Annotated in this window: 13 protein-coding genes; 3 read left to right on the top strand and 10 right to left on the bottom strand. The window is 71.1% G+C overall.

Annotated features, from left to right (window positions below; all coding sequences use genetic code 11):
- Window positions 1-211 precede the first annotated feature (211 nt).
- The 9 genes from katG to AB0I38_RS21830 form a co-directional block, all read right to left on the bottom strand.
- Entirely contained in the window at window positions 212-2443 is a 2232-nt protein-coding gene (gene katG, locus AB0I38_RS21870; protein ID WP_358470776.1) for a catalase/peroxidase HPI, read from the bottom strand.
- A gap of 31 nt (window positions 2444-2474) precedes the next feature.
- Window positions 2475-2906, bottom strand: coding sequence for a Fur family transcriptional regulator (locus AB0I38_RS21865; RefSeq protein WP_358470773.1), 432 nt, complete (start codon window positions 2904-2906; stop codon window positions 2475-2477).
- Window positions 2907-3071: 165 nt separating this feature from the next.
- The gene (locus tag AB0I38_RS21860; RefSeq protein ID WP_358470770.1) at window positions 3072-4043 is read right to left on the bottom strand and encodes a DNA polymerase ligase N-terminal domain-containing protein; all 972 of its coding nucleotides are present in this window, start codon (window positions 4041-4043) and stop codon (window positions 3072-3074) included.
- Between the two features lie 27 nt (window positions 4044-4070).
- Complete coding sequence (locus tag AB0I38_RS21855) at window positions 4071-4745, bottom strand: FadR/GntR family transcriptional regulator (protein WP_358470767.1); 675 nt, start codon at window positions 4743-4745, stop codon at window positions 4071-4073.
- A gap of 25 nt (window positions 4746-4770) precedes the next feature.
- Complete coding sequence (locus AB0I38_RS21850; protein WP_358470765.1) at window positions 4771-5799, bottom strand: MBL fold metallo-hydrolase; 1029 nt, start codon at window positions 5797-5799, stop codon at window positions 4771-4773.
- Between the two features lie 76 nt (window positions 5800-5875).
- Entirely contained in the window at window positions 5876-6994 is a 1119-nt protein-coding gene (locus tag AB0I38_RS21845) for a steroid 3-ketoacyl-CoA thiolase (protein ID WP_358470762.1), read from the bottom strand.
- Between the two features lie 43 nt (window positions 6995-7037).
- Complete coding sequence (locus tag AB0I38_RS21840) at window positions 7038-8039, bottom strand: sigma-70 family RNA polymerase sigma factor (protein WP_358470759.1); 1002 nt, start codon at window positions 8037-8039, stop codon at window positions 7038-7040.
- Between the two features lie 119 nt (window positions 8040-8158).
- Window positions 8159-9097, bottom strand: a complete 939-nt coding sequence (locus tag AB0I38_RS21835) for an NADP-dependent oxidoreductase (protein ID WP_358470860.1) — start codon at window positions 9095-9097, stop codon at window positions 8159-8161.
- Window positions 9098-9427: 330 nt separating this feature from the next.
- Complete coding sequence (locus tag AB0I38_RS21830; protein ID WP_358470756.1) at window positions 9428-9793, bottom strand: MerR family transcriptional regulator; 366 nt, start codon at window positions 9791-9793, stop codon at window positions 9428-9430.
- A 78-nt stretch (window positions 9794-9871) separates the two neighbouring features.
- On the opposite strand from AB0I38_RS21830, the gene AB0I38_RS21825 reads away from it, so the two are divergent.
- A complete protein-coding gene (locus AB0I38_RS21825) occupies window positions 9872-10507 on the top strand; it encodes an SDR family NAD(P)-dependent oxidoreductase (protein WP_358470753.1) in 636 nt (211 codons plus the stop codon).
- 103 nt (window positions 10508-10610) lie between these two features.
- On the opposite strand, the gene AB0I38_RS21820 is transcribed toward AB0I38_RS21825, so the two are convergent.
- Complete coding sequence (locus AB0I38_RS21820) at window positions 10611-11207, bottom strand: TetR family transcriptional regulator (protein WP_358470857.1); 597 nt, start codon at window positions 11205-11207, stop codon at window positions 10611-10613.
- 325 nt (window positions 11208-11532) lie between these two features.
- Here AB0I38_RS21820 and AB0I38_RS21815 point away from each other — a divergent pair, with 325 nt between their 5' ends.
- Both AB0I38_RS21815 and AB0I38_RS21810 read left to right on the top strand, forming a co-directional pair.
- Window positions 11533-12498 (top strand): acyl-CoA dehydrogenase family protein, encoded by a 966-nt coding sequence (locus tag AB0I38_RS21815; protein ID WP_358470750.1) that lies wholly within the window; start codon window positions 11533-11535, stop codon window positions 12496-12498.
- The gene (locus AB0I38_RS21810) at window positions 12498-13652 is read left to right on the top strand and encodes an acyl-CoA dehydrogenase family protein (RefSeq protein WP_358470747.1); all 1155 of its coding nucleotides are present in this window, start codon (window positions 12498-12500) and stop codon (window positions 13650-13652) included. The genes AB0I38_RS21815 and AB0I38_RS21810 overlap by 1 nt, the downstream gene beginning before the upstream one ends.
- The last annotated feature ends 40 nt before the right edge of the window (window positions 13653-13692 follow it).

Below are 13692 nucleotides of genomic sequence, written 5' to 3'. Positions count from 1 at the left end.
TCCCACCGGTGCGGGCTGCTCCAGCCGCACCCTCCCGCGGCTTGAGGTGGCCGCGAGCTGGAATCCGGCGAAGGCCCGCGCCGAACACGCCCAGCGGGTCGTCCGGCGCGGAACGAGGACGCCCAGCGGGTCGTCCGGCGCGGAACGAGGACGTCCAGGCCGGCCCACGCGGGCCGGCCTGGACGTTGTGATCAGGTCTGATCAGACGTGATCAGACGAGGTCGAACCGGTCGAGGTTCATCACCTTGTCCCACGCCGCGACGAAGTCGTTCACGAACTTCTCCTTCGCGTCGTCACTCGCGTAGACCTCCGCGAGCGCGCGCAGCTCGGAGTTGGACCCGAAGACGAGGTCGGCCCGGCTGCCGGTCCACTTGACCTCGCCCGTGGCCGCGTCGCGACCCTCGAACGTGTTGGCGTCCTCGGACGTCGCCTTCCACGTCGTGCCCAGGTCGAGCAGGTTGACGAAGAAGTCGTTGGTCAGCGACCCGGGGGTCGTGGTGAGGACGCCGAGCGGCGACTGCTGGTGGTTGGCGCCCAGGACGCGGAGGCCACCGATCAGGACCGTCATCTCGGGGGCGCTCAGGGTCAGCAGGTTGGCCCGGTCGAGCAGGAGGTACTCGGCCGGCAGCCGGTTGCCCTTGCCGAGGTAGTTGCGGAACCCGTCGGCGGTCAACTCCATCGCGTCGAACGACTCCACGTCGGTCTGCTCCTGCGACGCGTCCACGCGGCCCGGCGTGAAGGGGACCTGGACGTCGAAGCCGGCGTCCTTGGCCGCCCGCTCGACGGCCGCGACGCCGCCGAGCACGATCAGGTCGGCGAGCGAGACCTGCTTGCCGCCGCTCTGGGCGGAGTTGAAGCTCTCCTGGACTCCCTCCAGGGCGCGCAGCACCGTCGCGAGCCGGTCGGGGTCGTTGACCTCCCAGCCGCTCTGCGGCTGGAGGCGGATGCGCGCGCCGTTGGCGCCGCCGCGCTTGTCACTGCCGCGGAAGGACGCGGCCGACGCCCAAGCGGTGGACACCAGCTCGGACACCGACAGACCCGAGGCGAGAATCTGCGCCTTGAGGGAGGCGATGTCCTCGGCGTCGATCAGCTCGTGCGTCACCGCGGGCAGCGGGTCCTGCCACAGCAGCGTCTCGGCCGGGACCTCCGGGCCGAGGTAGCGCACGACCGGGCCCATGTCGCGGTGGGTCAGCTTGAACCAGGCGCGGGCGAAGGCGTCGGCGAACTCGTCGGGGTTCTCGTAGAAACGGCGCGAGATCGGGCCGTAGATCGGGTCGAACCGGAGCGCGAGGTCGGTGGTCAGCATGGACGGCGCGTGACGCTTCGACGAGTCGTGGGCGTCGGGCACCGAGCCCTCGCCGGCGCCGTGCTTCGGCCGCCACTGGTGCGCGCCGGCCGGGCTCTTGGTCAGCTCCCACTCGTAGCCGAACAGGTTCCAGAAGAAGTTGGTGGACCACTTCGTCGGCGTCGAGGTCCAGGTGACCTCCAGGCCGCTGGTGATCGTGTCGCCGCCCTTGCCGGTGCCGAAGGTGCTCTTCCAGCCGAGGCCCTGCTCCTCCAGCGGGGCGGCCTCGGGGTCGGGGCCGACGTGGTCGGCCGGGCCGGCGCCGTGGGTCTTGCCGAAGGTGTGACCGCCCGCGATCAGGGCGACCGTCTCCTCGTCGTTCATCGCCATCCGGCGGAACGTCTCACGGATGTCGCGGGCCGCGGCCAGCGGGTCCGGGTTGCCGTTGGGGCCCTCCGGGTTGACGTAGATGAGGCCCATCTGGACCGCGGCGAGCGGGTTCTCGAGCTCCCGGTCGCCGGTGTAGCGCTGGTCGTCGAGCCAGACGGACTCGGGGCCCCAGTAGACGTCCTCGTCGGGCTCCCAGACGTCCGCGCGACCGCCGGCGAAGCCGAAGGTCTTGAAGCCCATCGTCTCCAGGGCGACGTTGCCGGTGAGGACCATGAGGTCGGCCCACGAGAGGCTCTTGCCGTACTTCTTCTTGACCGGCCACAGCAGGCGGCGGGCCTTGTCGAGGTTGGCGTTGTCCGGCCAGCTGTTGAGCGGGGCGAAGCGCTGCTGACCGGCCCCGGCGCCGCCGCGGCCGTCGCTGATGCGGTAGGTGCCCGCGCTGTGCCACGCCATCCGGATCATGAACGGGCCGTAGTTGCCGAAGTCGGCGGGCCACCAGTCCTGCGAGGTCGTCAGCACCTGCGCGATGTCCTGCTTCACGGCCGCGAGGTCGAGCGACTTGAACGCCTCGGCGTAGTCGAACTCCGCACCGAGGGGGTTGGCCACGGCGGGGTTCTTGGCGAGGATCTTCAGGTTGAGCCGATCCGACCACCACTGGCGGTTTCCGCCGCCCTGAGTCGGGTGGGGGGCGCGCTCGTGCGCGACCGGGCAGCCGCCTTCGCCCTCCGGCTTCGGGTCTGTGACGATTGCATCATGGTTCTCGGACATGGAATCCTTCCGGAATTCGAGATAACGGTGCTCAGGAACTGCTGGCGGAACATGCGGGGCACAGGCCCCAGTAGATGACCTCGGCCTCGTCGATCGAGAAGCCGTGGTCGTCGGACGCTGTCAGGCAGGGCGCCTCGCCGGCCGCGCAGTCGACATCGGCGACGACACCACACGACCGGCACACGACGTGGTGATGGTTGTCCCCGACACGTCCCTCGAACCGGGCAGGGCTGCCGGCCGGCTCGATGCGGCGTACGAGCCCCGCCGCGGTGAGCGCGTGGAGGGCCTCGTACACAGCCTGAAGGGAGACGTGGCCCACCCGTTCGCGCACGCCGGAGGCGATCGTCTCGACGTCGAGGTGGTCACCGTCCCGGACGGTCTCGAGCAGTGCGACGCGGGCGGCCGTCACCCGTAGGCCGGCACCGCGTAGCTCCTCGGCGGCCGGAGTCCTGGGTGCGCTCATGGCGCCAAACCTAGGCCATAAACACGAATGATACAAGTTAACGAACAATCCAAGTTTTGTGTCACGTCCTGAGAGGTGGCGGACGCCGTTGATGTGTCACGCTCTGGGCGATGCGGACGCCGTTGACGTGTCGCGTCCTGGGAGGAGCGGACGCCGCCTGACGTGCTAGTCGCGTGGCGGTTTCGCCGCGCGACTCGGCACGAAGATCCAGGCCGTGGACGGGCCGGGCTGGTAGGGCGAGTCGAGGCGTTTGGCGAGGACACCGGGGAGGCCCTGTTCGCGGGCCGCCTGCCGCACCGGGGCGGCCTGGCCCGGCCAGGAGGGGGCGGTCTGCCAGCGGGCCGCCGACAGGTGGAGAGCCTCCAGTGCGGCGCGGCGGGCCGTGTAGGGCTCGGCGACCAGGGAGTGTCCGTCGTCGTAGAGCAGGTCGTAGCAGACCAGCACCTCGGCGCCGCCCAGCGTGACCACCTCGCCGTCCAGGACCGCGGTGCGGCTGCCGAACGACTCCGCCAGCGGTCTCAGCCACGGATGCCGCCGCGCCGCGTCGGTCCGGCCGCCCTCGATCGGCACCAGGACGCGCTCACCGCCCCAGGCGAACTCGAACGCGTACTTCCCCGCGTCGCGCGGCAGCCGGGAACGCTCGGCGGGGAGCATGGGGTCGAACGGCGGGAAGGGGTCGCGGACCGGGGGATCCATCCGATGGATCATCCAGTTCTTGCCATTTGTCTGGAACAGCACGAACCGGCCCGAGGCTCGGGCGCCGTGCAGCACCACCTTGACCTCGCGGTCGGACCACTTCTCCGTCTCGTAGGTGCCCTGGTCCCAGAGCGTCATCGTGCCGCCGCCGTACTCGCCCTGGGGGATCTCGCCGTGGAACGTGAGGTACTCCAGCGGGTGGTCCTCGGTGCGCACGGCCAGGTGGTTGGTGCCGGGGTCGCCGGGCAGGCCCTTGGGCACGGCCCATGAGGCGAGCACGCCGTCGCGCTCCAGCCGCAGGTCCCAGTGCAGCGACCGCGCGTGGTGCTCCTGGATCACGAACGCGTCGCCGTCGCGTGGTTCAGGGGCCTCGGCAGGGACGGGTTCGGGGGTGCGGCCGGCGTCGCGCTTGCTCCGATACCGGTCGAGTTTGTCAGCCACACCGGCGTACTACCCCGAGAGGCCCGGTCAGGCAAGGGCCTTGCGCAGCCAGGACTCCACGCCCGCCACGTGCACGGTGGCCCACGAGTGGGCCAGGTCGGGCTGGCGGGCGGCGATGGCCTCGTAGATCGCGGTGTGCTGCTCGCGCGTCTTGTCCAGCGCGCCCTCCTGGGTGAGGCCGCGCCAGATCCGGGCCCGGGTCGTCGGCCCCGAGAGGCTCTCGATGAACGAGCACAGCACGCTGTTGCCCGACCCCAGCGCGATCCGCTGGTGGAACTCCAGGTCGTTGGCGACCAGTTCCTCGATCGTGGGGGAGGCGGGCAGCGACTCGAGGATCACCCGGAGCTCGTCGATCTCGGCGTCGGTCATCGACCTGGCGGCCATCGCCGTGGCAGCGGGTTCGAGGATGCGGCGCACCTCGAAGAACTGCAGCACGGTGTCGTCGCGGTGCAGGTCGAGCACGAACGACATGGTGTCGAGCAGCAGCCGTGGCTCCAGGCTGGTGACGTAGGTGCCGTCGCCCTGGCGCACGTCGAGGACGTTGATCAGGGCCAGCGCGCGGACGGCCTCGCGCAGTGAGTTGCGGGACAGGCCGAGGCGCTCAGCCAGGTCGGCCTCCTTCGGCAGCCGGTCGCCGGGCGTCAGCTCGCCGGAGAGGATCATCTCTTTGATCTTGTCGATGGCCGCGTCGGTGACCGCCACGCTTTTCTCCCTAGACATCGGATGTCTAGGAGTCTATGGCCTGGAACCGTACGGGTTCGCCTCCGCTGACCCGCGTGATCGCGCCACGCGCTTCCAGAGCGCGCAGGTGGGCGGCCGCCTCGCCGGCCGCCATGCCGCGCAGCATCGGGGACAGGTCGTCCCAGGGTCTGTTCCAGGTCATCATGGCGGCGACCTCCCAGATGGTCTGCGGCTCCGGCCGCTCGGCCAGCAGCGCGCGAAGCTCGGTCAGCTTCTCCTCGTGATGCTGACGGATCTCGGTGGCTCGTGCTGCCACATCGGGAAATATCCACTCGTGGGCCGGCAAGGCGTCCAGCGGGCCCATGTCGCCGACCCGCTCCAGGGAGTCGAGGAACTCTCCCAGCGGATCAACATCGTCGCGATCGTACGGATAAATGCCGACATGAGGTGTGATGTCGGGCAGAACGTGGTCACCGGTGAACAGCCGGTCGGCGTCCTCCAGATGCAGGCAGATGTGACCGGGCGTGTGGCCGGGCGTGTGCACGGCCCGCAGCTTGCGGCCGGGCAGGTCGACCAGGTCGCCGTCGCGCAGCTCGCGGTCGGGCGGCGCGGGCGGTTTCGGGCGCTGGGCCGTGGCGATGTCCACCTCCGCCGGGCCGGCGCCGGCCCGGCGCAGCATGTCGGCCTGGAAGCTGCGGTGCTCGCCGTCGGCCAGGCCGTGCATGAGCCGGACCAGCGCCGCGTCGGCCTCGTGCATCGCGATCCAGGCGCCGGAGGTCTCCTTGACCTGCCCCGCGAGCCCGGCGTGGTCGGGGTGGAAGTGGGTGACGACCACGCCTCTGACCGTCGTGACGTCGATGCCCAGGGAGCCGAGCCCGCCGTGGAGCGCCTCCCACGCGTCGGGATGGTTCCAGCCGGCGTCGACCAGCACCGGGCCCTTGGGCGACTCGACGGCGTAGACGAGGGTGTAGCCGAGCGGGTTGCCGGGGATCGGCACCGGCACGCTCCACACCCCGCCGCCGAGGTCCTGCGGACGCTGCTCAAGGTACGGCCGGCGTCGGGTCTTTCTCTTCACGTGTCCCCCGTAGAGCGTGCGTGTGGTTCGAGTCTGAAGGAGAAGGCCGGGGGACGGATACGGAATTTCCGATGCGTCACGCTATCCGCTCAAGGATCGTGGCCGTGGCCAGCGCGCCGCCCGCGCACATCGTGACCAGGGCGGTCGCGGAGTCCGAACGCTCCAGCTCGTGCAGCGCCGTCGTGAGCAGCCGCGCGCCGGTCGCGCCCACCGGATGGCCGAGCGCGATGGCGCCGCCGTTGACGTTGACGCGGTCGAGGTCGGGCAGGTGCACACTCGCCCAGGACAGCACCACCGACGCGAACGCCTCATTCACCTCGAACCTGTCGATGTCGCTCATCGTCATGCCGGCCGACTCGAGCACCTTGGCGGTCGCGTCGACCGGCCCGTCGAGGTGATAGTAGGGCTCCGAGCCCACCAGGGCCTGGGCCAGGATGCGGGCACGGGGCCGCAGGCCGTGACGGAGCGCCGCCTCCTCGCTCATCACCAGGACGGCCGCCGCTCCGTCGGAGATCTGCGACGACGTGCCCGCGGTGTGCAGTGAATCCTCATGGGGCACCGGCCTGAGCTTGGCCAGCCCTTCGACCGTGGTCTCACGCAGGCCCTGGTCTCGGGTGACGGACCCGACCGGCACGATCTCCCGCTCGAACCGCTCGTCGGCCCACGCCTTGGCCGCCAGTCGCTGGGACCGCGCGCCGAACCAGTCGAGCCGCTCCCTGGTCAGCCCGCGCCGCCGCGCGATGCGGTCGGCGGCGGTGAACTGGTCGGGCAGGTCGATGCTCCAGTCGTCGGGCCGGGGATTGGCGGGCAGCACGTTGCTGCCCAGCGGCGCCCGGCTCATCACCTCGACCCCGCAGCCGATGCCCACGTCGATCACCCCGGCGCGCACCATGGCCGCCGCGAGGTGCACGGCCTGCTGCGACGAGCCGCACTGGGCGTCGATCGTGGTGACGCCCGTCTGGTAGGGCAGGCCGGCGTAGAGCCAGGAGTGCCGCCCCACATGGCCGCCCTGCTCACCCGCCTGGGTCACGCACCCGGCGAACACCTGGCCGACCAGCGCGGGATCGAGCCCGGAACGATCGATCAGCCCGCTCAGCGCCGCGGCCAGCACCTGTTGTGGTTTGAGCTCGGACAACCAGCCACCCCGCTTGCCGATCGGGGTGCGGACGGCCTCGACGATCACAGGTGTGCGCACAGTCGCCTCCAGAATGATGCTCCGGTCCAGACTGTAACGCGTTCTACTTTGACGCGAAAGCCCGGTCGGCGGCCGGCATCGTACGAGGCAGCCCGAACGGGTCGAACAGGTCGAGGTCGAAGAACATCACCACATGGCCGATACCTTCGCCGGTCATGGTGAGCACCTGCACGGCGAACGCGTGATAGTCCGCACCGTCGCGGAAGTAGACCGCGAACGCCGGCTGGCCGTTGGCCGCGACGGGGACGAGCCGCAGATCGCCCGTCCGGCTGGCCGGGCAGTTGGTCTCGATGAGTCTGCCGATGCTCTCCGGCCCCTGCCACCAGCCCGTGTAGGGCGGCATCTCCCACACGGCGTCCTTGGTGAACAGCTCGACGATCGCGGCCACGTCGTAGCTCTCGAAGGCCGCCATGTAGCGGTCGAGCCGGGCCTGCTGCTCGGCGGACAGCGGCCGCACCGGATCGTCGAGGCTCGGCGACACCTCGCTGAGCTGGGCGCGGGCCCGCTGCAGGCCGCTGTTGACAGCGGCCGTGGTGGTCTCCAGGACCTCGGCCACCTCGGTGGCCCGCCACTTGAGCACGTCACGCAGGACCAGGATCGCGCGCTGCCGGGGCGGCAGGTGCTGCAGGGCCGCGATGAGCGCCAGCCTGATGCTCTCGCGCGAGGTGACGATCGTGGCCGGGTCGTCGGAGCCCGCGCCCACCATGCCGTCGGGCACCGGCTCCAGCCACGGCATCTCCGGCCGCTCGGCCAGAGGCGCGGTGGCCTCGGAACTCGGCGCGCCCAGCCCGGTGGGCAGCGGCCGGCGGCCCCGGCTGTCGAGCGCGGTCAGGCAGGCCGTGGTGGCGATGCGGTAGAGCCAGGTGCGCAGGGAGGAACGCCCCTCGAACCTGTCGTAGGCCCGCCAGGCCCGCAGGTAGGTCTCCTGGACGAGATCCTCGGCGTCGTGCACCGACCCCAGCATGCGATAGCAGTGGGCCAGCAACTCGCGGCGCAGTGGATCAGCCAGCCGGAGGAAGTCCTCGTTCGATGGCTTGTCGGTCATCCCTCCTGTATAGACGGCGGCACCGACATTCCGATGAGTTCCTCAGGCGGGCCGGTCCACCCGGGCGGCTCAAGGCCGAGGCGCCCGTATACGCCCTCACTGCGGGACGCCAAGCACGATCACTGCGGGACGCTGAGCACGATCTTGCCCGTGGTGCGGCCCGACTGGCCCAGTTCGTGGGCCTTGGCCGCCTCCGCGAGGGGCAGCACGGCGGCCAGCTCGACCCGCAGCCGCTCGGCCTCGGCCAGGGCGGCGAGTGACCGCATCGCCGCGTGGTCGGGTTCGACCAGCATGGCCGCCGAGCGGATGCCGCGCTCGGCCGCCATCGCGTGCAGGCGCTCGTCCAGCAGCGAGATGGTGAGCGAGACGATCGTGCCGCCCTCGCGCATGGTCCGCAGCGAGCGCGGCCCGTAGTCGCCACCGATGGTCTCGAGCACCACGTCGACGTCGCGCACGACCTCGGCGAAGTCCTCGGTGCGGTAGTCGACGAGCTCGTCGACGCCGAGCCCGCGCAGGAAGTCGTGCTTGGCGGCGCTGGCGGTGCCGATCACGTACGCGCCCCTGGCCTTGGCGATCTGGACGGCGAGGTGGCCCACGCCGCCCGCGGCAGCGTGCACGAGCACGCGGCTGCCCGCGCGGACGCCCGCGGTGTCGACGAGCGCCTGCCAGGCGGTCAGCCCGGCGAGCGGGATCGCGCCCGCGTGGAGGTGGTCGAGGTTGGCGGGCTTGCGGGCGAAATGCCGGGCGGGCGCGGCCACGTACTCGGCGTAGGCGCCGTTGCCCTGCGGATAGCGCAGCAGCCCGAAGACCTCGTCACCCGGCTGGTGGACGGTCGTGCCGAGGCCGACGGCCTCGACCACGCCGGAGACCTCCCAGCCCAGCACGAACGGCGGCGTCCGGAGCAGGCCGCCGCTCTCGCGGGTCTTCCAGTCGGTGGGGTTGACTCCGGCCGCGTGCACCCGCACCAGCACCTCGGTCGGGCCCGGCTCGGGCCGGTCGGTCTCTGTCAGCTTCAGCACCTCTGGACCGCCCAAGGTGTCCTGGCTGATCGCGCGCATCTTCATGCCGCCAGCCTAGGCCGTCGATGATCATCGCGGGAAAGGAAGCATGAGCACTCGTAGTGCTGGTGTGGGGCCTCGTATGGGTGGAGGACGCCGACTTCGTCTTCGGGCTGAACCTGCGGCTGGACGGCGTCGAAACCCTCATCCGCCGCCGCTCCGCATCGCCTCCTAGACCGCGCCGCCCCGCCCACTGGTCTCACCCCACGCCCGCCCGGCCACGGCCCGTGAAGGGAGGCGAGCCTGATCCGTCCGCCTCTCCCGTCAAGATGCCGGGTGCTTCCGTCCCGGGTGGCGGAGTGTGCGGACGTGGTGGGCCCCGTCCCCCGTCTAAGGGTGCTGGAGGGCTGAGGTGAGGAGGGTGTCGAGTGCTTGCTGGGACGTCTGCAGGCGTTCGATGGTGTCGGCGATGTGTCGCCGTTCCCGCCGCAGGTGGCCGAGCATGCCGGGGCAGGCCGCGGCCACCATCCGCCCGCCCTCGTCGTCGTGGACGCAGCTCAGCAGCCGGGCGATGACCGCCGTGGGCAGTCCGGCGGCGAGCAGGGCCCGGATGTGCCGGACCGCGGCGGCGTCCGCCTCGGCGTACTCCCGGTAGCCGTTCGGCAGCCGCACCGGCCGGAGCAGCCCCTGCTCCTCGTAGTAGCGGAGCAGCCGTTTGCTCACGCCGGTCGCGCGGGCGAGATCGCCGATCCTCATGATGCTCCTTGACCTTCACATGGATGTGACGCCTTACCGTCCCGACTGTCAGTCGTAACGCGCGGACAGGAGTGGACGATGCCAGGAGCGGTGATCATCGGGGCGGGACCGGGGATCGGGAGGTCGGTGGCGCGGCGGTTCGCGGCCGAGGGCATGCCCGTGGGGCTGGTCTCGCGTACCGGGAGGACCTTGGACGTGGCGGGGGCGCGCGGGTACATCGCCGACTGCGCGGACGAGGACGCGCTGCGGGCCGCCTTGGACGCGGCCCGTGCCGACCTGGGTGTTCCGGACGTCGTGGTCTACAACGCGGCGATCATCCGCCCGGACACGGCGGGTGAGGCCAGGATGCGCGCCCACCTGGACGCCTGGGCGGTCAACGTGGTCGGCGCGCTCGTCGCCGCCGCGCACTTGGCGCCCGCGATGGCCGGGCGCGGCGGCGGGACGTTCATCGTCACCGGCGGCATGCCGGAACCCAAGCGGCAGTACGTGAGCCTGTCGCTCGGCAAGAGCGGCGTGCGGACGCTGGTGGCGCTGCTCGACCAGGAGTACGGCCCGTCGGGCGTGCACGTCGCCTCGGTCACCGTGGCGGGCCCGGTCGCCCTCGGCACCCCCTTCGACCCGGACGACATCGCCGAGCACTACTGGCGCCTGCACACTCAGCCCCGCGACCGGTGGCAGCACGAAGTCCTCCACGCGGGCGAGCCCACAGACTGAGCCCCGGACAACGCCCGTCAGGGGGGCGGGCGGAGGTAGGGGAAGTCGGGCAGGGGAAGAGGGGACGGCGGTCGGGGACAGGCCGCGCCCGGGAGCGGCGGGGTCAGATGTCGGTGATGAGTCGTTCGGCGGCGATCTCGATGCGGCGCTGGATCTGCTCGTAGCCACGCCGGCCGCGGAGCATCTCCAGCAGCTCGTGCACCCAGACGCTGGACAGCGAGCTCGCCAGGGTGAGCTGCTCCTCGCTGGCCTGCTCCTGCGACAGCCCGTCTGCGGCGACGCGGAGCAGCAGGCCGGTCATGCGGTCGCCGAACGGCGTCTCGACCTCGGCCAGGATCAGCGAGCGGATGAGCGCGTCGGCGAGCTCGGGCTCGCGCATGAGGCCGCGGGTGGCGCGCATGAGGACGTCGACCGTGCGGCCCGCCGGGGTGGACGCGCTCGGCGGCCGGCGCTCGATGCTGCTCTCCAGCAGGTCGATCTCCTCACCGACGACCGCGACCACCAGGTCCATCTTGGACGGGAAGTAGCGGTAGAGGGTGCCGAGCGCGACGCCCGCGCGCTCGGCGACGGTGCGCATCTGCATCGCCTCGACGCCGCCGCGTGAGGCCAGCGCGGCGGCGGCCTGCACGATGCGCTTGCGGCGCTGGTGCTGGCTCCGCGTCCGGACGCTGTGCCCGGCAGGAGTGGGATGACTCTCCATGGTCCCCTCGCTGTCGCCGGGGGGCGCGGTAATGGTCGCGTGCGGAGTACGCATAAGAACACGTTATCTGATTTCGGGACAGTGCGGCTTGTTACTCACGGGTCACAAAGAGCCCGTATAGATGCATGTCTGCGGCGTTACAGGGATATATCCAGACTTGTCAGTCTGCCTGGACCCTGGACAGATATTAGAATCTGTTCTAGTTTGCGTTTCGGTTGACCGGGCGCTCGCTGGAGGTCTTCATGACCGCGGAAACGTCGGCCACGACGCCACCGGCGCGGGCCGGGAACGAACGGCCCGGTCCGCTCCACGAGACGGAGGCCTGATGGATTTCAATCTGGACGAGACCCAGCAAGACCTGCGGAAGCTGGCCGCCGACCTGCTCGCGAAGGAGGCGACGGAGGAGCGGCTGCGCGAGGCCGGACTGCTGAGCGTGTGCGTGCCGGAGGAGGCGGGCGGCGCCGGGCTGGGCCCCGTCGAGATGGCGGTCGTGCTGCGCGAGGTCGGCGCGCGGGCCGCGTCCCTGCCCGCGCTGCCCGCCCTGGCCGGCTCGCTCGCCCTCAGCAGGTACGGCACCCGCCACCAGCAGACACGCGCGGCCACCGTCGCCCTCCGGGAGCCGGGCCGGGCGCTCGCCGACCCTCCGGTGACCACCGCCGACCGTACCCCGGAGGGCTGGGTGCTGACCGGGCGCAAGACCGGAGTGCCCTACCTGGAGGCGTGGGCCCTGGTGACCGCCGACGAGGGCGTGTTCCTGGTCGACTCCCCGGAATCGAGCCCCGAGTTCACCTCCACCGGCGAGCCGGCAGCCACGATCGTGCTCGACCGGACCCCGGCCGAACGCGTGGCCGGTCCCGAGGCCGTCACGGAGATCCGGCAGATCTTCACCGTCGCCGTCGCGGCGCAGGCGAGCGGCGTGCTCGCCGGGGCGCTGGAGCTGACCACCGGCTACATCAGGACCAGGAAGCAGTTCGGCCGCGCGCTCGCCGAGTTCCAGGCCGTCACCATGCAGATCGCCGACGTCTACATCGCCGGGCGGGCGCTCGACGTGGCCCTCTGGTCGGCCGCCTGGCGGCTCGGCGAGGGACTGCCCGCCGAGGAGGACCTCGCCGTCGCCGCCTTCCACGTCGGTGAGGCGCTACGGGCCCTCTACACCTGCCAGCACCTGCACGGCGGCCTCGGCCTCGACGTGACCTACCCGCTGCACCGCTACTTCGCCCAGGCCAAGCACCTGTCGCACCTGCTCGGCGGCCAGGACGCCCAGCTCGACCTGATCGGAGCCCTCGCCTGATGCTGATCGACCTCACCTCCGAACAGCGCAGACTCCGCGACGAGCTGCGCGAGTACTTCCAGAACTGCATCACCGCCGACGACCGCCGCAAGATCCACGCCGACCCGTTCGGCGAGGCGTACATGGAGCACTGCCGCCGCCTCGGCCGCGACGGGAAGCTCGGCCCCGGCTGGCCCAAGGAGTACGGCGGCAGCGGCTACGGGCCGATCGAGCAGCAGATCTTCGCCAACGAGATCGCCCGCGCGAGCGTGCCGTACCCCCTCATCACCGTCGGCACCGTCGGGCCGACCCTCATGCAGTACGGGACCCCGGAGCAGAAGGCCACCTTCCTGCCGCGCATCCTGGCCGGCGAGTGCCACTTCGCGGTCGGCTACAGCGAGCCCGAGGCGGGCACCGACCTGGCCGCGCTACGCACCACGGCGGTGCTCGACGGCGACCACTACGTCGTGAACGGCCAGAAGATCTTCACCAGCGGCGCCCACCACGCCCAGTACATCTGGCTGGCCGCCCGCACCAATCCCACGGCCAAGAAGCACAAGGGCATCACCATGATGATCGCCTCGACGGACGACCCGGGCTACTCGTGGACGCCGATCATCACCATGGACGGCCGCCACCACACGAACTCCACCTACTACTCCGACGTCCGCGTCCCGGTCGGCATGGTCGTGGGCGAGGTGGACAAGGGCTGGGACCTGATCGTCAACCAGCTCAACCACGAGCGCGTCACGCTCGGCCCGGCGGGCAACCTGGGGCAGACGTACGACCGCTTCGCCGCCTGGGCGCGCCGCACCGGGTTGGCGGACGTGCCCGAGGTGCGGCGGGCGCTCGGCCGGGTGCGTGCCTACTTCCGTACGAACGAGCTGCTCAACTGGCAGGTCGCGGCGAACATGGACCTCGGCTGGCTGGGCGCCCCGGACGCCTCGGCCACCAAGGTCTACGCCTCGGAGCGGTACATGGAGATCGGCAGGATCGTCAGTGACGTGCTGGCCCGCTACGGTGACCCGTCCGACCCGGAGACGGCCGAGCTGATGGAGCGGATCGACGTCGGCGTCAAGGGCGCGATGGTGCTGACCTTCGGCGGCGGGGTCAACGAGGTGCAGCGGGAGCTGATCGCCATGCTGGGGCTGAACCTGCCGAGGCCGCCCCGATGACCGACGGGAAGTCGTGCGAGCCGGCGGCCATCGGGGCGGT

Origin of the sequence: Nonomuraea cavernae, from assembly GCF_040655715.1 — a bacterium.
Taxonomy (GTDB): Bacteria; Actinomycetota; Actinomycetes; order Streptosporangiales; family Streptosporangiaceae; genus Nonomuraea; species Nonomuraea cavernae_A.
Note: the sequence above shows the minus strand (reverse complement) of the source record. Positions and strands in the feature narration are given on the sequence as shown.